At 40.4% G+C, this 24,408-nt stretch carries 22 protein-coding genes and 1 riboswitch; of the genes, 18 read left to right on the top strand and 4 right to left on the bottom strand.

Annotated features, from left to right (window positions below):
* Positions 1–9: 9 nt before the first annotated feature.
* The 13 genes from CEF17_RS13745 to CEF17_RS20420 all read left to right on the top strand — a co-directional run bounded on the left by CEF17_RS13745 (position 10) and on the right by CEF17_RS20420 (position 12,362).
* Positions 10–876, top strand: a complete 867-nt coding sequence (locus CEF17_RS13745) for an ROK family protein (RefSeq protein ID WP_100400025.1) — start codon at positions 10–12, stop codon at positions 874–876.
* Between the two features lie 73 nt (positions 877–949).
* Positions 950–1,081, top strand: a complete 132-nt coding sequence (locus CEF17_RS20885) for a hypothetical protein (protein ID WP_269799459.1) — start codon at positions 950–952, stop codon at positions 1,079–1,081.
* Positions 1,082–1,403: 322 nt separating this feature from the next.
* Positions 1,404–2,378: a DUF2971 domain-containing protein gene (locus CEF17_RS13735; protein ID WP_100400023.1), complete on the top strand. Its 975-nt coding sequence runs from the start codon at positions 1,404–1,406 to the stop codon at positions 2,376–2,378.
* A gap of 273 nt (positions 2,379–2,651) precedes the next feature.
* Positions 2,652–2,848, top strand: a riboswitch (cobalamin riboswitch).
* Positions 2,849–3,036: 188 nt separating this feature from the next.
* On the top strand, positions 3,037–5,325 hold the full coding sequence (locus CEF17_RS13730; RefSeq protein WP_100400022.1) for a ribonucleoside-diphosphate reductase subunit alpha: 2,289 nt from the start codon (positions 3,037–3,039) through the stop codon (positions 5,323–5,325).
* 26 nt (positions 5,326–5,351) lie between these two features.
* Positions 5,352–6,389 carry a ribonucleotide-diphosphate reductase subunit beta gene (locus CEF17_RS13725; protein WP_100400021.1) on the top strand — a complete coding sequence of 346 codons (1,038 nt, stop codon included), beginning with the start codon at positions 5,352–5,354 and terminating at the stop codon, positions 6,387–6,389.
* Between the two features lie 6 nt (positions 6,390–6,395).
* Positions 6,396–6,854 carry a flavodoxin domain-containing protein gene (locus CEF17_RS13720; protein ID WP_100400020.1) on the top strand — a complete coding sequence of 153 codons (459 nt, stop codon included), beginning with the start codon at positions 6,396–6,398 and terminating at the stop codon, positions 6,852–6,854.
* On the top strand, positions 6,841–7,404 hold the full coding sequence (locus CEF17_RS13715) for a nitroreductase family protein (RefSeq protein ID WP_100400019.1): 564 nt from the start codon (positions 6,841–6,843) through the stop codon (positions 7,402–7,404). The genes CEF17_RS13720 and CEF17_RS13715 overlap by 14 nt, the downstream gene beginning before the upstream one ends.
* Before the next feature lie 343 nt (positions 7,405–7,747).
* Positions 7,748–8,563: a flagellar motor stator protein MotA gene (motA, locus tag CEF17_RS13710; RefSeq protein ID WP_100400018.1), complete on the top strand. Its 816-nt coding sequence runs from the start codon at positions 7,748–7,750 to the stop codon at positions 8,561–8,563.
* On the top strand, positions 8,541–9,290 hold the full coding sequence (gene motB / locus CEF17_RS13705) for a flagellar motor protein MotB (RefSeq protein ID WP_100400017.1): 750 nt from the start codon (positions 8,541–8,543) through the stop codon (positions 9,288–9,290). Before motA ends, motB begins: the two co-directional genes overlap by 23 nt.
* Before the next feature lie 101 nt (positions 9,291–9,391).
* On the top strand, positions 9,392–9,976 hold the full coding sequence (locus tag CEF17_RS13700) for a TetR/AcrR family transcriptional regulator (RefSeq protein WP_100400016.1): 585 nt from the start codon (positions 9,392–9,394) through the stop codon (positions 9,974–9,976).
* Positions 9,977–10,060: 84 nt separating this feature from the next.
* Positions 10,061–11,437 (top strand): MATE family efflux transporter, encoded by a 1,377-nt coding sequence (locus CEF17_RS13695; protein WP_100400015.1) that lies wholly within the window; start codon positions 10,061–10,063, stop codon positions 11,435–11,437.
* Between the two features lie 176 nt (positions 11,438–11,613).
* On the top strand, positions 11,614–12,231 hold the full coding sequence (locus CEF17_RS13690) for a YpjP family protein (RefSeq protein WP_100400014.1): 618 nt from the start codon (positions 11,614–11,616) through the stop codon (positions 12,229–12,231).
* Positions 12,219–12,362, top strand: coding sequence for a hypothetical protein (locus CEF17_RS20420; protein ID WP_198508974.1), 144 nt, complete (start codon positions 12,219–12,221; stop codon positions 12,360–12,362). Before CEF17_RS13690 ends, CEF17_RS20420 begins: the two co-directional genes overlap by 13 nt.
* 351 nt (positions 12,363–12,713) lie before the next feature.
* Here CEF17_RS20420 and CEF17_RS13685 read toward each other — a convergent pair whose 3' ends face one another.
* Complete coding sequence (locus tag CEF17_RS13685; protein ID WP_054636323.1) at positions 12,714–13,007, bottom strand: HPr family phosphocarrier protein; 294 nt, start codon at positions 13,005–13,007, stop codon at positions 12,714–12,716.
* A 400-nt stretch (positions 13,008–13,407) separates the two neighbouring features.
* Here CEF17_RS13685 and CEF17_RS13680 point away from each other — a divergent pair, with 400 nt between their 5' ends.
* The 4 genes from CEF17_RS13680 (at position 13,408) to CEF17_RS13665 (ending at position 19,887) form a co-directional block, all read left to right on the top strand.
* On the top strand, positions 13,408–15,768 hold the full coding sequence (locus CEF17_RS13680; protein ID WP_100400013.1) for a glycoside hydrolase family 31 protein: 2,361 nt from the start codon (positions 13,408–13,410) through the stop codon (positions 15,766–15,768).
* 224 nt (positions 15,769–15,992) lie between these two features.
* Complete coding sequence (locus tag CEF17_RS13675) at positions 15,993–17,675, top strand: glycoside hydrolase family 13 protein (protein ID WP_100400012.1); 1,683 nt, start codon at positions 15,993–15,995, stop codon at positions 17,673–17,675.
* Positions 17,676–17,797: 122 nt separating this feature from the next.
* Entirely contained in the window at positions 17,798–18,724 is a 927-nt protein-coding gene (locus CEF17_RS13670; RefSeq protein WP_100400011.1) for an EamA family transporter, read from the top strand.
* Between the two features lie 110 nt (positions 18,725–18,834).
* Positions 18,835–19,887 (top strand): tetraprenyl-beta-curcumene synthase family protein, encoded by a 1,053-nt coding sequence (locus CEF17_RS13665; RefSeq protein WP_100400010.1) that lies wholly within the window; start codon positions 18,835–18,837, stop codon positions 19,885–19,887.
* A 46-nt stretch (positions 19,888–19,933) separates the two neighbouring features.
* Here the strand turns inward: CEF17_RS13665 and CEF17_RS13660 are convergent, their stop codons facing one another.
* The gene (locus CEF17_RS13660; protein WP_198508973.1) at positions 19,934–20,698 is read right to left on the bottom strand and encodes a DUF4397 domain-containing protein; all 765 of its coding nucleotides are present in this window, start codon (positions 20,696–20,698) and stop codon (positions 19,934–19,936) included.
* Positions 20,699–20,879: 181 nt separating this feature from the next.
* On the opposite strand from CEF17_RS13660, the gene CEF17_RS13655 reads away from it, so the two are divergent.
* Entirely contained in the window at positions 20,880–22,460 is a 1,581-nt protein-coding gene (locus CEF17_RS13655; RefSeq protein ID WP_100400008.1) for an alkaline phosphatase family protein, read from the top strand.
* Positions 22,461–22,643: 183 nt separating this feature from the next.
* Here the strand turns inward: CEF17_RS13655 and CEF17_RS20880 are convergent, their stop codons facing one another.
* Positions 22,644–22,778, bottom strand: coding sequence for a hypothetical protein (locus CEF17_RS20880; RefSeq protein ID WP_269799458.1), 135 nt, complete (start codon positions 22,776–22,778; stop codon positions 22,644–22,646).
* Between the two features lie 28 nt (positions 22,779–22,806).
* The gene (locus CEF17_RS13650; protein ID WP_100400007.1) at positions 22,807–24,297 is read right to left on the bottom strand and encodes an alkaline phosphatase family protein; all 1,491 of its coding nucleotides are present in this window, start codon (positions 24,295–24,297) and stop codon (positions 22,807–22,809) included.
* Positions 24,298–24,408: the final 111 nt, after the last annotated feature.

Here is a 24,408-nt window from a genome sequence, read left to right as displayed (position 1 = left end):
CAGGCACCTATGAATACAGTAGGCGTAGACATCGGGGGCACAAATATTCGAGCGGTGTTACTAAATGAGAAACAAGAAATTTTAAATGAAGAAATTAGAAGTACTCATCCCGAAAGAGGGCCTAAAGAGATTATTGAGGAAATTAATGAAATAACAGCATTTGTTAAAGAAAATGAAAAGGTAGGAGGGATAGGGATAGGAAGCCCTGGCCCTTTAGATCCTTGGAAAGGGGTTATAAAGAGTCCCCCAAACCTGCCTGGATGGGAGAACGTTCCCTTAAAAGAAATGATGGAACAATACTGGGGGGTTCCTGTATTGGTTGAAAATGATGCAAATTGTGCTGCTCTTGCAGAAGCTGTGAACGGTATAGGCGCTGATGCTGAAAGTATATTCTACCTTACGGTTAGCACAGGCGTTGGAGGCTCTTATATTGTAAACAAGGAAATCGTTCATGGTAAAGATGGATTTTCAGGAGAAGTCGGTTATATGATGATGAATTCCGGCAAAAGCTTTAAAGATGCAGTAAGTGGAAAAGCATTGGAAAAGCAATGCCATAGAGCGGGTATACCAGGAAATGTAAGAGAACTCTTTTATTTAGCCGAAGTGGAAAAGGAAGAAGTATCAGCAGGAATTGTGGATAAATTTACTACAAACCTGTCTATACTGCTTGCGAATGTCATCTTTTTATTAAACCCCGATAAGCTCATCTTGGGAGGAGGAGTGATGGCTTCTTCATCATACTTTTTAGGCCAGCTCAAGGAAAAGACAAATCATCTGGTCTACCCGAGATTTAAGAAAGAGGCCGAGATTTACGAAGCCTTGTCGGGGCAAAAGGCAGGGGCGATAGGGGCCGCTCTCCTCCCCCATTACAGATAGACCTCACTTATTTTACCTCCTTCAAATAAAATGCGGCTAATAGCTAACATTATATAAGAAGGGGGTGAAGAGGGTGAGCCATAAAAACTCAAAGAAAAGTGGAAGCTCGTTTATAAACGAGGCCTACCGTTCACAAAAAAGCCCAGATGAACCTGGAAGCACAGAGCCGGCAAAAGAAAGATCATTTCAACAAAAAAAGAGGTAAATAAAAAAGGTGGTCTCAATGAAAATCTTTGAGACCGTCTTTTTTTTCATAGGTTCTGTTGAAGATCAAGATTGACTTTTTTTTAATCATTTCAAAGATCGGCCCTTTCGGGAAAAGCAGGAGTCGAACGAAAATAGATAGTAAGCCGAAAGGATATGGGTAAATGTATAATGCCCAAATGAGCTCCTGGTATTCTAAGTCACGTATACCACTACATGGGGCGCACCAATGAAAAAATCGTGGACCTGGGATTATTCTTACACAAAGAAGGGAAAATACAAGCTGGAAATAAGACTTATGATTGAGTAGAAGGGGAGAAACCATGGATAAAAAGGGGACACTGGCAGAGGCTTTATCACTCCATTTTTGGCAGTCGGTAGACCAGAAAATCAGAAAAGATCACACCATACAAAAGGAACTGTATCATTACACCGGTTTAGATAGTTTAATGGGTATGGTAGAAACAAACAATTTGTGGATGAGCAGAGGAACTTTTTTAAATGACTCAAATGAACTTATTTATATAGAAGGAATTATTAATAAAGTATTGGGACAGGTCGAAAATAAGCTGACGGATAATTTCGGGGAAGATACATATATACAGGAACTGAAAAAGTTATTTATTTTAGAATTAAAACAGACCTGGCAAAGGTTTATGGAGAAGATAGACCTTGACGATTTTGAAGTATATATATTCTCCCTGACCGAAAATAAAGACTCTTTGGCTCTATGGTATAACTACGCAAAAGGAGACGGATACAATATCGGCTTTTCCTCTGGTGACATGCTGAAAAAAATTAATGATTTTTCCAGTCATTTTGCTCGTGAATATACCTTAGTGTATGGAAGGGTAATATACGACAGAAGAGAACAAGAACAAATAGTTATGGATTTTCTCATGGAAACCTTTCAATACCTATCACATCTTCACCCTCAGTATACTCTGCAAGAAATAGGGGGAGAGTTGTCAGAACATTTCTTTTCTATACTAGCAACTTGTTCGATCTTTTTTAAGGATGAGGCTTTTAAAAGTGAAGAAGAATATCGAATTGCACTTCCACGAAAGCTCACTACCAAAGAGAGGGGCCCAGAGGTTTTCTTCCGGGCTTCAAATGGAGTAATCATCCCGTTTATTACGATTCATTTTCCAGAGAAACTTCCTATAAAGCGTGTGACAATCGGTCCGAAAAATAACATAGACATTGCTAAAGCAGGAATGGAGTATTACTTAAAAAGTAAGGGATATGAAACGGAGAGGATGGTTATTAGTAAGTCCGTTGCTTCACTGAGGTATTAATTCTTTTATGCAGGGGTTAGATTAGGTAAAATAAATGTATTTTCAGTGAATAAGAAACGAAAAACAGCGCAGCCTTAGATTCTTCGGATCTTACGACAAAATGTGATAATTGATTTCAAATGCTCCCCCATCCAATAGGAGGGATGCTCTACATTTGAAGAAATAAATTAATAATCTATGGATCTATGAACTTGCTAATTTGGGATAAGTCATGTAGTATGAATGTAGAATTTCACAAGATATTGTGTGTTTTGTTATCAATAAAACTATATATTGTTTGCCTTGAGATGAGATGCCGTTTGGCGTAAAAGGGAATTTGGTGAAAATCCAAGACTGCCCCCGCAACTGTAAGTGCTGACGAAATGAGTCGTATCCACTGTATAAATAAACTTCATCGGTTTTTATACGGGAAGGAGCTCATGGACGGAAGACGCACAAGTCAGGAGACCTGTCTTATCTTAAGATGTTTCACCTTCTTCGGGGATTGAGAAGATGAAACGGTGGCACAGGGAAAGACCAAAGTATCTTTCTCCATTACTTGCTATCGTTTCATCCGCTCACATTAATTTGAGCGGATTTTTTTAATTCGAAAAAACATCAGGAGCGGTGAGACGACAACGGCCAGCTTAGTATTAAGCAGGAATAAGGAGGAAGAGAAATGACAGTACATGTTAAAGAGGAATTACATGAAGTGATGGATACAATAGATAAAGCTTTTGATCGTTACAATTTTAATGCAAAGGAAATCAAAGACTACGTCACATCTTTTATCGGAACGGATAAAGACGTGAACCATCAAGCTATGCTCTATGCATTAAACCAAATACAAATGGATCAGCCAGACTGGACGTTTGTTGCAGCACGGCTCTGTTTAAATGAACTATACAAGCAGGCGTCTTTACATAGAGGGTACAGCACGGAGAGACGATATGGAAGTTTGTATAAGCTAATAAAAACGTTACGTGAGAAAGGAATCTATTCCGGTCATTTGTTAGCAGCATATTCTGAACAGGAAATGAAGGAATTAGAACAGGAAATTGAGCCCAAGCGAGATGAGTTGTTTACTTACATAGGTTTATTTTTACTGGCAGATCGGTATTTAGCGAGAGATCATGAGGGGAAAGTATTTGAGCTGCCGCAGGAGCGGTTTATGATCATTGCTATGACCCTTATGCAGAAGGAAGAAAAAACCAAAAGGCTGGAAAAGGTAAAGGAAGCATATTGGGCACTAAGCAATTTGTATATGACTGTTGCGACTCCTACTTTATCTAATGCAGGAAAAAGTTTTGGTCAAATGTCTTCTTGTTTTATAGATACAGTTGATGATTCACTTGATAGTATTTACCTGAATAACTGGGATATTGCCCGCCTCAGCAAGGATGGCGGGGGGATTGGCATTTATTATGGGAAGGTAAGAGCTTTAGGATCAGATATAAAGAAGTTTAAAGGTAATTCCTCTGGAGTGGTGCCGTGGATCAGGCTGATTAATGACACAGCTGTGAGTGTGGACCAGCTGGGACAGCGTCAAGGGGCGGTGGCTATTTATTTAGACTTATTCCACAAGGACATTATGAACGGCTTTCTTGACTTAAAAACAAATAATGGTGATGAAAGAAGGAAAGCTCACGATATTTTTACCGGGGTTACGATACCTGACCTATTTATGCGTAAGTTACAGGAAACAGATGAGAACGGGAGAAGCATAGGCGAATGGCATGTGTTTTGTCCTCACCAGGTGAAACAAATCATGGGCTGGAAGAGTGAAGATGGCACTCCGGTTGGTCTTGAAGACTTTTATGACGAGGAAGATCGCAAATATTTTACGGAAAAGTATGAACAAGCAGTCAATCACCCTCTTCTTCCGCGAAAGACTTACCGAGCCATGGATATCATGGCAAGAATTATGGTGGCACAGCTTGAAACAGGAACACCTTACATGCTCTACCGGGATGAAGTAAATCGTCAAAATCCAAACAAGCATTTGAAAGGGGAGGGAAGAACCTCTATCTATTGCAGTAATTTATGCACTGAAATCACACAGAATATGTCACCTTCTCCCATAAGTCAAGAGTATGAAGACGAAGAGGGAAACATTGTAATTGTCCGTAAACCAGGAGATTTTGTGGTGTGTAATTTATCTTCTATTAATCTTCCTGCAGCAGTAAGGGATGATGTCTTAGAAAGGCTGATACCTATTCAAATGAGGATGCTTGATAACGTTATTGACTTAAACAACATTCCAGTCGGTCAGGCGCAAGTTACCAACAGAAAGTACAGGGCTGTGGGTCTTGGAACGTTTGGCTGGCACCACCTTTTGGCACTAAAAGGAATCCAGTGGGAATCTGAGAAGTCTGTGGAATACGCAGATAAAATATATGAAGACATCGCCTATCTTACGATTCAATCTTCAATGGAACTGGCAAAAGAAAAAGGGGCTTATAGTAAGTTTCAAGGTTCGGAGTGGGAAACAGGTCTTTATTTTGAGCGAAGAGGCTATACGTCAAAACGGTGGCAGGAATTACAGGAAGACGTGGCTGCTACTGGAGTGAGAAACGGATGGATGATGGCTGTAGCTCCTAATTCTTCTACTGCCAAAATCGGTGGATCCACAGATGGAATTGACCCGTTGTACGCAGTGGAATTTGCTGAAGAAAAGAAGAACTTTAAGTTTAAGGTAACAGCACCAGACTTAAATCACCATACGTATCTCTATTACCAACGGGCCCGCCATGAACTGGACCAGATTTGGAGCATCAGGCAAAACGCTGCCAGACAGCGCCATATTGATCAGTCAATAAGCTTTAATATTTATGTCCGTCATGACATTAAGGCTAAAGAGTTGCTCAACCTTCATTTTGAAGCTTGGAAACAGGGCTTGAAAACCACTTATTATGTACGGAGCACTTCCCAGTCAGAAATTGAAGAGTGTGAAGCCTGTCACAGCTAACTTAACCTATTTTAGGAGGGATCGAAATGTCCTCATTGTCAAAAGTGAAATTAATGAATCCAGCAGCCCCGAATAAATCTACAGGCATTATTAATGGACAGTCTTCAGGGCTGCTTAACTGGAATGATATAGCTTATCCACAAATGTATGATCTATATCAGACTCTCCTTTCGAACTTCTGGAAGGCTCAGGAAATTAATATGCAGGATGATATTAAACAGTGGGATCATTTAAGTGAGGTTGAAAAAGATGTCTTCCTGAGAATCAATACTCAGCTTGCCTCATTGGACAGCCTGCAAACGCCAACCATGAGCCAGGTAATGGATTATGTGACAGATTCCAGCTTTAAAGCAATTTTTGCAGTTGTAGCCCAGCAAGAAGCTGTCCATAACGAGTCCTACTCTTATGTGTTGAGTTCCCTTGTTCCTTTACGTGAGCAGAATGAAAGGTTCAACCAGGCCAAAGAGGATCCTATTGTTCGCAAAAGAAATCAATTGATTTTAGAGGCCTACGAGAGTTTTCGAGAAGAGCCGACGCCACAAGCGCTCTTTAAATTAGCCATTAATTCAATTAATTTAGAAGGTATTTATTTTTATGCTGGTTTTGCTTTTTTCTATCACTTGGCCCGTCAGCAAAAAATGCTGAAAACAAGCACGATGATTAGTTATATTCAGCGGGATGAAATGCAGCATGCATACTTTATTTCTCAGTTTGTACGGATTTTGCTGGCGGAAAATCCCGAGCTCCATACAGACAAGAACATTGCCTATGTCTATGACACCATCGGGCATGCCGTCGAACTGGAAAAAGAATGGGCACATTACATTCTTAAAGAGGTCGAAGGTATCGATTTAGATGAATTTGAAGAATATGTAGAGTATTTAGCAAATAAACGTCTGCGTCAATTAGGACTGAACAATCTTTATGAAGAAAAGGACAACCCCATGCCGTGGATCCAAGTATACAGCGATGAAATGATCAATGAAACGAAATCAGATTTCTTTGAACAAAAATCAAGGACCTATTCGAAAGTTACTCAGTCAAATGGATTTGACGAGCTGTAAGATACCATGAAAGCGGCTGTTATTTACGCATCAGTGACCGGGAACACCGAAGAGCTGGCAGAACTGATTAAGAAGTATTTGGAAATGCGAGACATCGACGTAGTCTCTTATCCTTCAGCCCTCTTTCCATTATCACAGCTTCAGGACTTTCAAATCGTAGCAGTTGGGACATACACCTGGGGAAATGGGGAGATTCCTCGTGAAATGAGAGACCTCTATACGGCCTTTGAGGAACATGGAAGCAAGAAACTAACCACTGGGGTGTTTGGAACAGGCGACAGCTTGTTTCCGAGATACTGCGGAGCAGTCAATGAATTCCGGGACATGCTGTACGTATGTACGAATCTCGCTGTCACGTTAAAAGTGGAGCTTACACCTCAGAAAAAGGATGATCAGCGGTGTGAAAGATTCGTAGATTCCCTCGTGAAAAAACAAAGGGAGAGTGAAAGAAATGAGCGTTTTTGAACGTTTGGAAGCAAGGCGGGCAGTGCGAAATTACATACCCAAAGAGGTAGAAAAAGAAAAAATAGAATCCCTGCTCTACGCAGCTACCCTGGCTCCAAATGATAGAATGAGAGAGCCGTGGAGTTTTTATGTGATACAGGGGAAGGCAAAGAAAGAATATGAATCTTTAGCTTATGAATATTTACAAGAACGTTTTCCAACGAAGCCAAAGCTAGTAGACAGTTCCATGAAAGCAGTGACACAAACGCCTGTCATTATTGTTGTCACATCAGACACTCTTCCAAAGGCGTCTGATTCTACAGACAATGAATATGCTGTGTGCTGTGCGATTCATTCAATGTGGCTTGCAGCTGAGGAACAGGGGTTAGGTTTTGTCTGGAGAACAAGGGGAGTTGGTCTTGTCCACGACGAACGTCTTCATCATTTTATAGGTTCGCCACAAGACAAAAAGGTAGTTGGAACGGTATTTTTAGGTTACCCGGAAAACAGCGAGGGAGCAGAAAAAAAGAAGAAACGCACACCATACGAAGAAAAAACTGTATGGCTATAACTATGGTGCCTGGCACCGGCAGGAGCTGTAACACAAAATCCATTTAAAGCCCCAGTATGAGCGGGAAATATATTACAACCGTTTATGGTGCCAGGCACCCCAAAAAGAAGTGTTCAATTTCCTGGAAATTGAACACTTCTTTTTGTTTGAGAAGATAACTCAAGAAAAATGGTTTTATAACGATAATAATGAAAGAGAATACAAAAGGGCTATGTTAAAAAGAGTTGGATTTTGGTTTGCAATGGTTTCAAAGGGTCAATGACAAACAGCGCTGACCCCATCACCTATCCTGTTACTTTTAAACCTTACCATGGCTAATTTACTATAAAGCGGGGGAGCAAAGATGGACAAAACATCTTTTATCGGAATTATTATAGCGATAGCAGCTATTGGAGTAGGAATGGTAATGAAAGGCGTAAGTGCAGCAGCCTTATTTAACCCGGCCGCGTTATTAATCATCTTTGCCGGGACAGCGGCAGCTGTCATTATCGCCTTTCCTATGTCAACTATCAAAAACGTTCCTAACCTTTTTAAAATTATCTTTACACAAAAGAAAGGGCCTGACCTGAAGTCCCTCATCAACACTTTTACTGACATGTCTTCCTTTGTCAGAAGAGAAGGTCTTTTATCATTAGAGCAGGAAATCGAGAAAACAGAGGATCCTTTTTTAAAGTCCGGCCTTAGGCTTGCCGTAGATGGACAGTCTCCAGATTTTATTAGAGACGTATTAACAGAGAAGGTTTATGCCATGGAGGAAAGGCACAAGGAAGGAGCTTCTGTTTTCACACAGGCCGGTACTTACGCACCGACCTTGGGTGTTCTTGGAGCTGTTATTGGGTTAATTGCAGCTTTAGGATATATGGAAGATACGGAAGCCTTAGGGCATGCCATCGCAGCTGCATTTATGGCAACTTTGTTTGGTATTTTTTCAGGGTACATGCTGTGGCATCCTTTTGCTAACAAACTAAAAGAGAAATCTAAGAAGGAAGTGCAGGAAAAGCATCTCATTATTGAAGGGATTGTGTCTATTACCCATGGTGAATCTCCAATGGTCGTTAGAGATAAGCTGGGATCCTTTTTATCTCATTCCGAGTTAAAGAAATTAATTGAGAGTGAAGGAGAAAAGGAGGAAAACAGTGCGGAAACAGAAACAGCATAATGACGAGCACGTTGATGAATCATGGTTAATTCCTTACGCTGATATGCTTACTCTCCTTCTTGCCTTATTTATTGTTCTTTTTGCAGCTAGTGAAATTGAGAGTGAGAAATTTCAGGAAATAGCCCAGGTCTTTCAATCTGAATTTGCAGGTGGAGAAGGGATATTAGATAACGAGCCAACTCCTCCAGAACTGCCAGTATCCTCATCAGACACTCAAGATAAAGAAAGTGATGGTCTGCCGGAGCTTCGAGAGTTGGAATCATTAGAACAAGAAATTAACCAGTACATAGTTAGTAGAAATCTTGAAAATATGCTGGAAACTAATCTTACAGATGAAGGTCTTCTTCTTACTCTGCTTGATAATGTATTCTTTGATACAGGAAGTGCTAATGTCAAATTGGAAGGAGCAGAGGTAGCGAGAGAAATTTCAGAACTTCTGTATACAGAGCCGACTCATGAAGTTGTGGTCAGCGGCCACACTGATGACCGGCCTATTTCCACCAGCGAATTTCAATCAAACTGGGAATTAAGTGTGATAAGAGCAGTAAATTTTATGAGCCTTCTTTTGGAAAACAATAAACTTGATCCCCTTCAATTCAGTGCCAAAGGTTTTGGAGAGCACCGCCCGATCGCCGAGAATGATAGTCCGGAAAACAAGGCGAAAAACAGAAGAGTAGAAGTATTAATTTTGCCTAACCAATCAATAGATACTAATAGTGAGTATTAAGAAAACGTTTCTGAATGGAACGTTTTTTTTATTTTTCCTTTCCGCTCGCGGGTAACCTGTTATAATATTAACGAACGATCGTTAACCGGGAGATGATAAGTGTGAGTGCCCAAAAAATAAAAGATGCCGCCTTACGATCTTTTGCCCAATACGGGTTTGAGGGAGCATCTTTAGCTGTCATTGCTGATGAGACAGGTTTAAAGAAACAATCAATATATGCCCATTTTGAGGGGAAGGACGATTTATTTCTGCAAACCTTGAAAAGTGCTGCAGAAAAAGAACTTCATAAGCTGGAGGTTTTTTTGCAATCCCATTTTGAAGAGCCTCTTCACGATTTCTTATACAAAGTGTTATTAAATTACATTGATAGATACCGCAATGATTGTAATATGAAGTTTTGGCTGCGTGTGTCCTTTTTCCCGCCTTCTCATTTACATCATACGGTTATTGACTATGTTAACAAACACATTGCTAAAGTAGATTTACTATTCCTTGATCGTTTTTTGAAAGCTGTGGAGATAAATGAAGTAAGGTACCAGGACATTGAGTCGATGACCATGGCTTTTTCTTCTTTAATTGATTCTATATGTGTAGAGCTGGTCTACGGAAGCAAAGAGAGGACAGAAAAAAAACTGGAAGCCTCGTGGAGAATATATTGGAATGGAATTGCGGATAACTTTTCATAAGGTAGTTCTTACGCTTGAAAGAAACTTTTGCAAGTAGTATAGATAAGGACGGGGAACCGGCCGTTGGTAATGGAGGACGCAGGTATGTATCACGCCAAGTCTAGGAAAGACAAAATGGCATTATTTTTCACGATTTTCTGGCCGATTATGGTGACACAAGTAAGTTTTTTTGCGATGAATTTAGTTGATACGATGATGTCCGGTCGTGTTGGGACAGACGACTTGGCTGGAGTCGCAATGGGATCCAGTTTGTGGATGCCTATTTTTACTGGAATAAACGGGGTGCTGCTGGCTGTTACTCCTATAGTGGCCCAGCTCATAGGAAAAGGAGACAAGAAAAGCATAACAAACTCAGTGAATCAAGGTCTCTATCTATCCCTTGTGTTAGCTATTCTTGTTATTCTTTGTGGAGCCATGTTTCTTCATCCCATCATCACATTGATGAACCTGGCTCCAGCAGTTGAACATATTACTTTCCATTATTTAGTCGGCTTGTCATTAGGAATTATTCCCTTATTTGCAGCGAATGTTTTACGTTATTTTTTTGACGCTCAAGGTTATACACGCATCACAATGATAATTACTGTCCTGGCCGTACCGTTTAATGTTCTTCTTAACTATGGATTTATCTTCGGTGGATTTGGTCTTCCTATGCTTGGTGGTATTGGTGCAGGTTATGCCACTGCTTTAACCTATTGGATCATTTTTATATTAAGCATATGGATGACGTTTCGAATGGAGGTCATCCGTCGGTATAAGCTATTTGTAAATTGGGCGGTGCCCTCCTGGAAAGCCTGGAAAGAGCAGCTGGCCATTGGCATTCCGATAGGTCTGTCTATCTTTTTTGAAGCCAGCATTTTTTCTGTTGTAACATTGTTAATTGGAACCATGTTCAGCACCATAACTATTGCAGCACATCAAATAGCCTTTAGCTTCACATCACTTATTTTTATGATCCCGTTAAGCATTTCAATGGCCTTAACAATCGTTGTGGGCTTCTCCGTTGGTGGAGAAAGGTGGAGTGCAGCCAGGGAATACGGACGTTTGGGAGTGGTTGGGGCAATAGGAATCCTTGCCATTGGCTCAGTTTTCCTTTTCTTTTTACGTGAACCAATTGCTTATCTCTATACTGATGACCGGACTGTTGTCACCCTTGCAGCCCAGTTTTTTATCTTCGCGATTTTTTATCAGATTTCTGATGCTGCCCAATCAGCTCTTCAAGGAGTATTAAGAGGGTACAAAGATGTAAAAGTCCCTTTTATTACAGCTTTTATTTCATACTGGATCATAGGGATTCCTTCCGGCTATCTCCTTGCATCCTACACACCTTTGGGACCTTTTGGTTTCTGGATTGGCATCACAATAGGTCTTACTTGTGCAGCAGCAGGATTTTTCATACGTTTAAGAGTCATACAAGCAAGGGCTGAACATCTGCCTGAGGGTGAGCAAGCATTGCCCTAGTGATGAACAGTATGTGAAGCCACTCCTTTTTCTAAAGAAGATTACATTTTTATGAATTTGAGAGGGCCTTTACCCAGCTCAACACAACCCTATGGTACAATTAAAAAAATTGATTCTTAGAAACTTTGAAACATATTGAGATTTTCAAAGAGACTTGGCATAAGGGGGAATGAAAGTTGAAGCTTTGGTTTAAGAAGATATCAGTTATCCTTATAACCTTTATGACTCTTGGTGTGTACATTCCTCCTACATACTTGGATTCCAGCTCATCTGCTTCAGCTAAAGAAGAGAAATCAGGCAGTGATGAGCAGCATTATTCTGCCGCTGAAATAGAAGAGTATTCGGAAATCATTGCTCAGGACTATGAAGAAAACATTGAAGTGTTGGATGACGAGCATTTTATAGATATTATTGTTGAACAAGCGAAAGAACAGTCTGTAAAAAAGCTCGGCCCTAAAATTTTAAAACAAGTTGAAGCTGACTTTATGACTGACATTCTCCCTAGTATTGAGAATGTTCTTAAAGACCTGGTAGAAGAAGCAGGGATGGAAGAAAGCAAATCCTATGTCATTACAGAAGAGCCTTCTCAAGGAAGCGGAGAAAAGATATTTAATGTGTATGATGATAAGAATAAAAAAGACATTGCAAAATTTCATGTGAGACGGGATCTTCGTCCTAAAGAAGGATATTGGTTTAATTTTCACTATCACTTACATGAAGATAACTTTGAAGAACACCATCAGATTGGAGACGTATACTGGGATAAAAACACTCCTCCAAAATGGATGACTTAATTGAAAGGACAAGCTGGCGCATGGAGCAGCTTGCCCTTTTTTTGTTTATTACGGATGAATTTATTTATTGCATTAATTGCTGGCAAAGCCCTGAAGCTGGTTTCGCATTTGCAGGCTGCATGGCTGATTAGGGATTGTGTTGAGTAAAGCTTTGGAATTGTGGAGCGCGCTGTCTTGAAAAGCCTTGCTGCAGGTTTAGAAATTTCCTTGCTGGTTAAATGGATGATCCATATGTGAAGACCTCCTAGAATAAGATTCGTTTTACTTATGGAAATAATTTGTGAAATATACGACATAAAAAATGCTGCGTACTGAATAAGAAAAACACCTCCTGGACAGATACCCAGAAGGCGTACTTTTAATTTTCTCCAGGAAGAAAGTGTTTGTGTATTTCGTAACAGGCAGTCAATCTATTTGCCACCGGGGTCCACAGTAGCTTTTGACGTTCAAACCCACTAAGAAGTTACCTTTCATGATAGTTGTTAATTTAATAAAGGATAAGAAGAACGCTCTTCTGTAAAGATTTTCTTTTCAATAAAACCTTGCAGTAATGAAACTGCTTCTTGGGAATCCCTGCCGACTGCCCTTATTGTTATCTTATCCTGAGCTTTTAAAAAAGCAGAAGTGCTTATGAGGCTTTTACAATTAATGACTGTTGTGCTCGTTTCCAATACAATGTAGCTGTCAAATTGATTCGCCGTTTGTACAAGCTGCAGGATCCTTTCATAGCAGATTTTCTCTTTCCCTTCAATGTTAAGTGATGCAGATGCTTCCATACGATCCCTTCCTTTCAAAGGTAAATGTAAAAAACCAGCGGCTTGAAAGAGACAGTGAAAAGAGTAAAAGTGTGGCTTACTCCACACGTGAACCAGGGAAGCAAATTACCTGTTAGTTTTAGCAACAAAATTAACAGGTGTAAGTAATTATAAGCATAAAAAGATCAAAAGAGGGTTATTTCGTAAGGAAATATTCCAATGTTTTGGAATTTGGCAGGACTCATATTGGACAGGCATTGCCTTGACGTTCCCAAAGTACATACAGATTCAGCTTATATTTCATACAGTTCTTACCTGTCAAATATGATTTTACTGATGTATTCACTTTATTTAACAGGATAATGGAATCGTGCAGAGAACCTATGTAGAGGATACCAGATAAAAAGGAGTGGGCTTTTATATGGAGGATACAAGTTTTGCAATACATCCGGGGGCTAAAAAGAAAATAGCAGGAACTGCTTTTAGGGATATAGGCAATCTTATTTCTTATTCCCTCAGCGAGAATAAAAGCTTCATAGGGAAATGTGAGGCAGGGATGATCCAAATTCTTTTTTACAGGGAAGATATTGTCAGAATTATAATGGATCCCAAAAAAGAACCATCTTTATCTTCCAGTCATGCTGTCATTGTGGAACCAGAAAAAGTTGACCTAAGAGTACACGATGAAGACTCGTATGTCACAATCCAGTCACCTTTATTAACACTTTTTTTATATAAAAATCCATTTCGGATTAAGGTTGAGGATAAGAGCGGAAGGACTTTGGTATCAGAAAAAGAAAAAGGAATGGGCCACAGTGCAGGAGGTGAAGTGATCTGTTATAAGGAAATGGAGAGAGAAGACCATTTTTATGGATTTGGTGAGAAAACCAGTTTCCTTGATAAAAGAGGAGAGAAGATGACCATGTGGAATTCAGATGTCTTTGCTCCTCACAATCCTGAAATTGATGCTTTATATGAATCCATCCCATATTTTATGACAGTAAATCAGGGAAAGGCCTATGGCATTTTCTTTGATAACACCTATAAAACTACTTTTGACATGAAGACCTATGAGGAAACGTATTCTTTTTCGGCTGAAGGGGGGCTCATCAATTATTATTTGATGGCTGGACCAGAGCCAAAGGACGTGATTACCCAGTACTCCTATTTAACTGGACGCATGCCCCTGCCACCCAAATGGGCGATAGGATACCATCAGTCCAGGTACAGCTATGAAACAGAAGAAGAAGTAAGGGAACTGGTTAAAAATTTTAAGGAAAAGCAAATTCCATTAGATGCGGTTTACTTAGATATTCATTATATGAATGGATATAGAGTGTTTACCTTTGATGAAGAACGTTACCCGGATCCAGGTAAGTTAATGAATGATTTAAAAAAAGAGGGCATTCATGTTGTACCCATTGTGGACCCTGGAGTCAAAACAGACCCGGAATATCCGTCCTATCTGGAAGGTGTTAAAGGAGACCATTTTTGCAAGTATGTAGATGAAAAAATGTATAACGGGGATGTTTGGCCGGGAAACAGCGCATTTCCAGACTTCACAAATGAAAAAACTCGTAAGTGGTGGGGAGATAAGCACGATTTTTATGTGGACAAGGGAATTGAAGGCATCTGGAATGATATGAACGAACCCGCCGTTTTTAATGAAACAAAAACAATGGATACTGAGGTCATGCATGGAAACGACGGCGATCCTAAAACACACAGGGAACTTCATAATGTTTATGGACTGCTAATGGGGAAAGCGACATATGAAGGAATGAAGGCCCAGTTGAATGGGAAGAGGCCCTTTTTACTGACCCGTGCAGGGTATTCGGGAGTTCAGAGGTATGCAGCAGTTTGGACGGGTGATAATCGAAGTTTTTGGGAGCACCTTCAAATGGCACTGCCCATGTGCATGAATCTAGGAGTCTCCGGAGTTCCTTTTTGCGGGCCGGATGTAGGTGGATTTGCTCATGATGCTACTGGCCAGTTATTAGCACGCTGGACACAAGTAGGAGCCTTCACTCCTTTTTTCAGAAACCACTCAGCATTAGATACCGTAAGGCAGGAACCATGGAGTTTCGGGAAAGAAATAGAAGGTATCGTAAAGAAATATATAGATCTTCGGTATGTTTGGATGCCGCACCTTTATACTCTTTTTAAAGAAGCAAGTACTAACGGAATCCCGGTAATGAGACCCTTATTTTTAGAATACCCGCAAGACAAGGAAACCACCAATTTGTCAGATGAATTTATGATCGGTGACTCTGTCATCGTTGCTCCGATTCTTCAGCCTGATAAAAATCACCGAGCGGTTTACCTGCCTGAAGGAACCTGGATTGATTATTGGACAGGCGAGGAATACCGAGGATCCGATTATCATCTTGTGAAAGCACCCCTAGATATACTTCCTATTTTCATTAAAAAGGGTGCGATAATTGCTCTTGGAGAGAAAAAAATGTCGACTGAACAGAAGGAGGAAAAAATTACTTTTCACGTTTATCCTTCTTCAAACGGCGAAGAGTACTATTTTTATGAAGACGATGGAAGTACATTTAATTACAGGGAAGGAAAGATGTATGAAGGCGTTTTGAGGTACCAGGTAATTGGAAATGTTATTGATCTTACCTTTGAAACAAAAGTAAATGCTTATGAGCCTGACTTTGAATTAGAAGTGGTAATACACAGCGAGAATGAAGAGTTAACGCTAAAGATTAATGGAGAAGAAAAAGGAAAGACAGATGGGCGCTCTCGTATGATTAAAGCCAGCCTGCTGTAAAATATTTATCGGAAGGTCCCTATTCAGGGCTTTCCGGTATTTTTTATGTATGAATAACCTTTTACGGGGCTTTTCTTCTTCTTAGGTAATGTGAGTTTTCATTCGGTACATATATTGGTATAACTGGGAGGAGTCCTCACCACGTTTTGAAGCATGTAGTGTGTCTGTTTGTAAAAATAAAATAGAATGATTTCTTTCGTACTTTTAGCTAGGAGGAATGAGAAATGACCCAAACACCCTGGTGGAAAAAAAGCGTTGTATATCAAATTTACCCAAGAAGCTTTAATGACAGCAACGGAGACGGAATTGGAGACATTCCGGGAATGATTCAGAAGCTTGACTACATAAAGGAATTAGGAATTGACGTTATCTGGCTTTCCCCCGTATATGATTCCCCAAATGACGATAATGGTTACGATATACGAGATTACCAGGCTATCATGAATGAATTTGGAACCATGGAGGATTTTGATCTTCTCCTTCAGCAAATTCATGAACGGGGCATGAAGCTTGTAATGGATCTGGTTGTCAACCATACTTCTGATGAGCATGAATGGTTCATTGAGTCACGCTCTTCTGCAAAAAGTCCGAAACGGGACTATTACATTTGGAAAAAAGGAATAGACGGAAGAGAACCAACCAATTGGGCTTCCAATTTCGGAGGTTCTGCGTGGGAGTATGATGAAAGTACAGAGGAATATTATCTTCATTTATTCAGTAAAAAACAACCGGATTTAAATTGGGAAAACCCTCTTCTTCGTGAAGACATATATCAAATGATGAAATGGTGGCTGGATAAAGGGGTAGACGGCTTTCGAATGGACGTCATTAACTTTATTTCAAAAGACCAGCGCTATCCCGATGGAGAGGTGAAGCCTGGAAACAAGTATGCATCCGGCTCTAGCTACTTCAAAAACGGCCCAAGAATTCATGAGTTTCTTCAGGAAATGTACACAAAAGTTCTGTCCCACTATGACACCATGACGGTAGGAGAAATGCCGGGAGTTGGAGTTGAGGAAGGAAAGCTGTACACAGCCGAAGAAAGAAAAGAACTTAATATGGTTTTTCATTTTGAGCATATGGGTCTTGGTGACGGAGAACATGGGAAATGGTCAGCCCTTTCCTGGAAGCTTACAGATTTGAAGAGAATTATGACAAAGTGGCAAAAAGGGCTGGATCAAAAAGGGTGGAACAGTCTTTACTGGAACAACCACGATCAGCCTCGGGTGGTGTCAAGGTTTGGTAATGATAATGAAAAATTTCGTGAGAAGTCTGCTAAAATGTTGGCAACCTGCCTGCATGGAATGAAAGGCACTCCCTATGTGTATCAAGGAGAAGAAATAGGGATGACAAATGTGGCTTTTCCGACAATTGAGGATTATGAAGACATTGAAACCTTGAATTGGTATAAGGAGCAAAAAGAAAAAGGTATCGAAGAAGCAGAAATGATGAGAGCTATTTATGCCAGGGGCCGGGATAATGCCCGTACACCTATGCAATGGAATGACAGCAAGCACGCAGGGTTTACTACTGGAGTTCCATGGCTTCAAGTTAATCCAAATTATAAAAGGATTAACGTAGCGAACTCTTTAAACGACCCTCATTCGGTTTTTTACTATTACAAAAGCCTAATAGAATTAAGAAAAAAGGATGAAACAATTGTTCATGGGAGCTATCATTTGCTTCTTCCTGATGATGAGGAAGTGTATGCCTACACTCGAACTTACAAGGACGATATGCTTCTTATCGTCTGTAATTTCAGCTCCTCTGTTCAGAATCGGTCATTTAAAGAGCTGGCCGAAAAGAAAGTAGATCGTATTCTTTCAAATGAAGATTCTAAACAAACGTATTCCTTAGAAAACGTGGAGCTCTCACCCTATGAAGCCTTTATTTATCGCCTGACATAACATTCGTGGAAAGACTATGGCAAAGGAATGAGTGCCATAGTCTTTTTGTAAATAAAATTACCTCTGTTATTCACTTCATGATAATCTTGTTAGTATGACAGTCAGGGGAAGGAGAAAAATATATGACTAATCGTCTGGCTTATTTTGCAGTAATGCTAGGGGCAGCTTTATGGGGAAGCACTGGTTTATTTGTCCAAAACTTGTATACATATGGTTTTACTCCCTGGGAAGTTGTGGCAATTCGCTTGCTTTTTTCAGCTCTGCTGATAACACTGGCCTTAGGAATATACAGACGGGATCTGCTTAGGTTTCAGTTAAAGGATATCCCGCTTTTTATTGGTACTGGCATTGTCAGCATTGCCTTCTTTAATTATTTCTTTTTTACTGTAATGGAGGCTGCGTCTGTGTCGCTGGCTGTTGTTCTTTTATACACGGGCCCGGTTTTTGTAGCAGTCATGGCTCGTTTTATTTTTAAAGAGCCTTTCACCGTGACCAAGGCCCTGGCTCTACTTGTTATGGTCCTTGGCTGTGCTTATACAGTAGGAATGCTTCCTCTGGGTTCTGAAAGCATAGGGATCATGGCCATTCTTTTTGGTATTGCTTCCGGATTTTTTTACGCCTTGTACAGTATTTTCGGGAAATTTTTAAGCGGACGATACCACTCTCTGACCATCACTGCATACTCTTTAATTTTTGGCTCTGTTTTTTTACTTTTCACAAGCCCCATTATGAGTAAAGCACACTTATTAACTGAACCAGGAGTTCTTTTAAACGGACTTGGTTTAGCTTTGTTTGCTACTGTTTGTGCTTATTTTCTTTATACAGCGGGTTTAACATATATCGAATCAAGCAGGGCTGCCATCCTTTCAATTATTGAACCGGTAGTGGCAATTGCCATAGGTGTTCTTGTGTTTGGAGATATTCTTTCTGGGTGGCAAACGGTTGGTATTCTTCTGATTTTTGGAGCCATCGCCTTGACAGTGTATGGACACGTTCTCTTTAACATGGCGTTTCCACGCGAAAAAAAGACTAGAACGTTAAATGAATAATGAGGGAACTGTTTGAGGAACAGAGAGAAAAAAGCTATTCCTGCGTTATGGTAATACCTGTATGTAGTCAGGGCATAATACTTTTAAAGGAGTATAAGGAGGTTATTACTTTGAAAGTACCGACTACCCCTTGGACTCTGCTGTCTAAGGTTTATAAAGAAGTGCTCCCCGACGTTCGTTTATGTTTAGGAAGCTGGAGGCAGCGGGCCATGGAAATCCCTAATAATGAATTACGTACCCAGGCCCTGTCCAGTTTAACGGAAAAAGCCTTTCATTGTGAAGGCGGAGCAGTTTACGGGTTATTGGCAGGTGAAGAAAGAAATAAGATTATTACATTTATTGTAGCCTATCAAACCATCAGTGATTATTTAGATAATCTCTGTGACAGAAGCACTTCATTAGATGAAAATGACTTTAGAGCGCTTCATCAGGCTATGTATCATGCGCTAAGTCCAGGAGCAGAACCTGTGAATTATTATAGGTATCGTGAAGATCAAGATGACGGTGGGTATTTACAAGCTCTTGTTACGACATGCCAGAATGTTTTGCGAGAACTCCCTGGATTTCCAAACGTACAAAAAGCGATGCACCATCTGGCGAATTATTATTGTGATCTGCAAGTGTTTAAGCATGTGGAGCCTGAGAAGAGAGTGGGTCTGCTGGAGAGCTGGTTTGCCGATCATAAAGACGACTTACCTTCTATGACCTGGTACGAGTTTTCAGCATGTGCAGGTTCAACGTTAGGGATATTCTGTTTTGCAGCTTATGCTGCAAAAGATCGTTTAAGTCACGAAGAAGTATCCCAGCTGAAAGCAGGATATTTTCCGTGGGTTCAAGGTCTTCATATTCTCCTTGACTATTTTATTGACCAGGAAGAAGACAGAATGGAACAGGATTTAAACTTTGTTTCTTATTATCCAAGTGACGAAGAAATGGTTAAGCGAATGAAGCATATTAAAGAAAAGGCAGAAGAAAGTATTCGAAACCTGCCTGACTGGAAGTTTCACAAGCTTATAAATAAAGGTCTTATTGCTATTTATCTGGCCGATAAAAAAGTACAGAGGGATAAGGAGATTAAGAATAAAGCGAAACAGTTTATTCGTTTTGGAGGCCTTCCCACTCTTTTCTTTTATCTAAACAGCTGGGTATTTCGAAAAGCATAAAGAAAATGCTGTCAGGTGAATATCACTTTGACAGCATTTCTCTTTTTTAAGGCTGTATAATTAGCGTTTCCAGTCTCGGAGTCCCTTCAGCCAATCCCATGGCAGTCACTGAATAAGCCTGCCCTCCACTGAATTGCAAATTACGCAGAGTCATGACCGGCACCGCAGTTCCGGCAGAACGAACTTCAAGCGTGTAAGAACCGGGAGAGAGTTCAGCGTACTCCGTCACCTCACCAAAAGATACATCACTGAAAATAACTTCTCCCTCTTCTTCAGTAATGTCTACAGCAGGTGCGTCTGGAGAGAGATGCCAAAACCTGACCATGGCAGCATCGGCAGGAGCTTCCTGAGCCTCTGTTACCTCATAAAAGTCCAAGTTGTCTAGCGTTCCTCCAACCGCAAAGGTGTAGTGTTCATCCTCTTCTAACGAAACAGTCCCGCTTAAAACTGGTGTTTCTGTCTGTCCTGCCTTATAAATCTCAATTTCATGCTCTCCTTCAGGGAATGTAAGATACCTGCTTAAAATTTGATAAGACACATTATCAAAAACCTGCTCTCCATTCACATATACATCAATGGCCGGGGTGCCAGGAGAAGCGTGAAGGAACCTTACTAACGCTTGGTCCTGTCTTCGTTTATGGTCAAAAGAAGGACCTGGAATCCCTTGCGTTTTGGCCATTAACTGCTGCATGCATTGAAAGTGCAGCTTGTAGTAGTGAATATGCAACCGTGGATCTCTGTACTTATAAAAGTCTGCCATGAGGTTATAACAAAGGCACTGCTGCACAAGAGACGGGTGAAAGGGATACATAAAAACACTCCTTTGTAAAAGAATTGCCCAGAGTAGCATATGCACAAAAAGTGAGGAAGTGTTTCAAATCCCAAAAGAACTTTTTGCATGAAAAGAAAAGGAACAGGCACACTATAGGAAAAATATCCTTTACCTTCCTTTTACTAAATTGAAGATACAGAGAGGATAGAAGGTGAGTACCATGAGGAATGTTTTTCTAGTATTTTTTGTGCTTTTATTATGTTCATGTAGTGGAACTGAAAAAGAAGAATATGAGCCGGATATTCAAGCCAACGATACAAACCCCAGTAAGAATGTTGTTATGATTATCATTGATACGATGATGGGGAGTTCCCTCGATAAAAGCATGGAAGAAGGGAATGTTCCTGCTCTTGAGTTTCTGGTAAATAAAGGTCAGTACTATAAGGATCTGGTAGTGCCTTTTCCCAGTATGTCAGTAACAGTGGAAAGTACTTTAGTTACCGGTGAAATGGCAGATAAACATCGAGTGCCGGGTTTATCCTGGTATGACCAGCAAAGTGACAGGGTTGTTAATTACGGGTCCACTGTTCCTTTTTGGATAAGGAATGGTTTTTCGGAAGGGATATTTGACGTCTTCTACCGGCTGAATAACGAGCATTTAAGTAAAGATGTCAGTACAGTCTTTGAAGAGCTAGAACGCCGAGGACATACTTCAGGAAGCATAAATGCATTAATATACCGTGGGGGTCACCGCCATGAACTGAACATGCCTCCATTAACGAAAGAGCTTACAGATCTTCCATCCTCCATTTACACAAGCGGACCAGACATCTTAGCCTTTGGGCAATTTGAGAAGCCAGGGATTCTAAAAAGAAAGCAGTTTAGTGATGGGGTTTTTCAACGTCTCGGCTTACATGATAAATATACTGTAGAAGTAACTCAGGAGTTAATAAAGGAAAATATCCAGCCTGATTTTATGCTTTTGTTTCTACCTGACAACGATAAAAAAAATCATAAACACGGTCCCCATTACCGACGGGGCCTTGAAGCTGCGGAAGGTCACCTTCAAGACATTTTAAACAGCTATGGCAGCTGGGAGAAGGCTCTGGAAGAGAACATCTTTATCGTACTTGGTGACCACGGGGCAGATAAACTACTTCCTGAAAAAGAGGAAGTGGCCATCGATTTAGACCATTTATTGTCTTCTTTTTCAATTGCCAAACTTGGCCAGCCTGTAAGTGACGGGGACATTGCTCTAGGAGTAAATCAGAGGATGACTTATGTCTATGATGTCCATAACCAGGGAATTCTTCCTGAAGTGATAGAGGCGTCGTTAGAAGAAGAAGGGATCGATTTAGCCGTCTGGGAAGAGGATGGGTGGATGAAAGCTTTCAGCCCTGACCACAAGGGAGAATTAAGATTTAAAAGAGGAGACGTGTGGAAGGATCGCTACAACCAAGGTTGGGAGATAGAAGGCAACGAAGAAATTCTGACGCTTGATCTGGAAAAGGAAAAGAAACAAGTCAAGTACGTTGACTACCCCGACGTCTTGAATCAGCTGGAGTCTGCCCTTGCGAGTCATGAGACACCTAAAGTTATATTGGCGGCTAAGCCAGGACACTCTTTTCTCGCCGAAGGGATTACTGTTCATGAGGATGGCGGAGAACATGGGGGTCTTCATAAAAATGACCTGTTAGCAGCGATGGTGATTGCAGGCACAGAAAAAGAGCCGGCTTCTCTTAGAATGGTTGATCTGAAAGAATACGTTCTTGACCTGTTTGATAATGAAGAAACAAAATAAGCGGCCGGGTGAATAAAGAGACAAAAATATAGAAATCAATGAGCTGCCCTTAACGGATTAGAGTTATGGGGGGGTTATTTACCAAAAGCCAGAGTAGAAATAAAAAAAGCGGCGAAAAAAGCCGCTTTTTTTATTACAATTATGTTACATCCTCTATGGGTGCCAGGCACCGACTGCAGAATGTTACTTTCTTTTTGCTGCTTCTTTGATCATGTCTGTCGTCAGCTCGTCTTCAAAAAGATGCTCGTACTCGAACGCGAAAATTGAGTGTAGAAATTCGCTCATCAAGTCTTTTATATAAAGCAGGGCTTTAAGCAATTTGTCATACCTCCTATAGTAAGTTTATTTATGAACGGGGAACCTGTGGTTGTATGAGTTGGAGAATCCACTTTTTTAAATCAACGATGCGCCGAAATTCAGGTGCTGTATCAGTCCCTGCAACCATCATCGGAATAAGTGAATCGTTCGAATGGAATCCCCCGTGGCTTGCTCCTCCTGCATGGGAAGGAGTACTTTCACTGATGAATTCATAGCCTGGCTTCACAGAGGCTGCAATAAACTCTCCATTATGGGAATGAAGAGCGCTATATAAGCGTGCCAAAGCATCTGGAAACCGGCCAAAGGAAACTGCATTCTCATGTAGGTGTAAATCTAACAGGGAATAATCGCCCTCGATTTCCCATGTTTGATTGTATTCATCAACCCAGGGCCCTTCATACTTAAATTGACAGTTTTTATTATTACCTCCAGCAGTCACTTCAATCCATTCACCTTTTTTCCAGGCAATCATTTCTATTCTTGTATCCTTTTGGAGCTTCTCAACAAGTAGAGAAAGGGGAACCTCAGAAGGAGATAAAGTATAAATAAAGCAGGACCTCAAGTTGGGAGCAAGTACCACTTGGTCTTCCTTCCTGACTCCATTTCTTAGCTTAGTGATTTTTAAGGGAGACAACAGTTTCCGTAAGTCTACTAACGCTGTTTTACTGTCTTCATTTACATGAGATTGTCCGTTATCGCCAATTAAAATCCAAACCGCGCTTTCTAAAGCCTCTTCCCAGGAGGGAAAGGTGTTTAAAATAGTTTCAAGCTGTTTATCCATGTCTTTAATTCCTTGTATGTCCATCGGGCCATGTTTGTGTACATTTTTATCATGGTCAGGTAAATAAACTATGGAAAAAGAAGGCAAGGTCTCATTTTCAATCAAATGAGAAAACTCCTGTACAGAAAAATTATTATTAAATCCGTATTTACTCCAGATCCTCCCGTACTTTCTTAAAGGGCTGAGCTGGGCAAGTCGTCCATAAACAAAAGTAGAGGCGGCGTTTGTAGTGATTTTTTTCTCAAATGCTACAAAAAAACGGATGAGAGAAGGAATAGTAATAGTTTGAGAAGTTTTTCCCCGGTGTACGAGAGGATTTATGGAAGCGGATGATTGTCCCTGTTCGTGAAGTTCTTCATGTATGGTTTTTACTCTTTCATTTAAGTGGGAATTATTAAGGTGGTATAAGACATCGTACATGCTCCTCGTAAGTCCTAGTTTCATCAACTCCATAATATGGGTTCCATAGTTAATGATTCTATTTTCAGCAACGCTGTACCAGGCTAAAGCTGGTACATGATGATGGTTTGAATAATGACCAGTCAGCAAGGTGCTCTCTACGTTTACTGACATGGTAGGATAGGGAGCCACAATGTCTGGATAATAGTTGGCTGTTTCCATAAAGAATGAAAAAGCAGGAAGGTTCTCTTCTTGCAACGCTTTTTGAAAAGGTTTATCCATCAATGTATCAAGCATTATCATAATTACTTTTTTTGATGAAACTCTGTGGGGATTCATTACGATCATCCTTTTTATTAATATAATTTTCTTCAAGATGGAAAATTACATGTTGCGCTGTCTATGTTATTAACGAGTGACCTCCAGTGATTATACCTTCCCCTTAAAATC

It is taken from the genome of Bacillus sp. FJAT-44742, from assembly GCF_002797315.1.
GTDB lineage: Bacteria > Bacillota > Bacilli > Bacillales > Marinococcaceae > Thalassorhabdus > Thalassorhabdus alkalitolerans.
The sequence above is the reverse complement of the archived record's forward strand: the minus strand, read 5'-3'. Positions and strand labels throughout refer to the sequence as shown.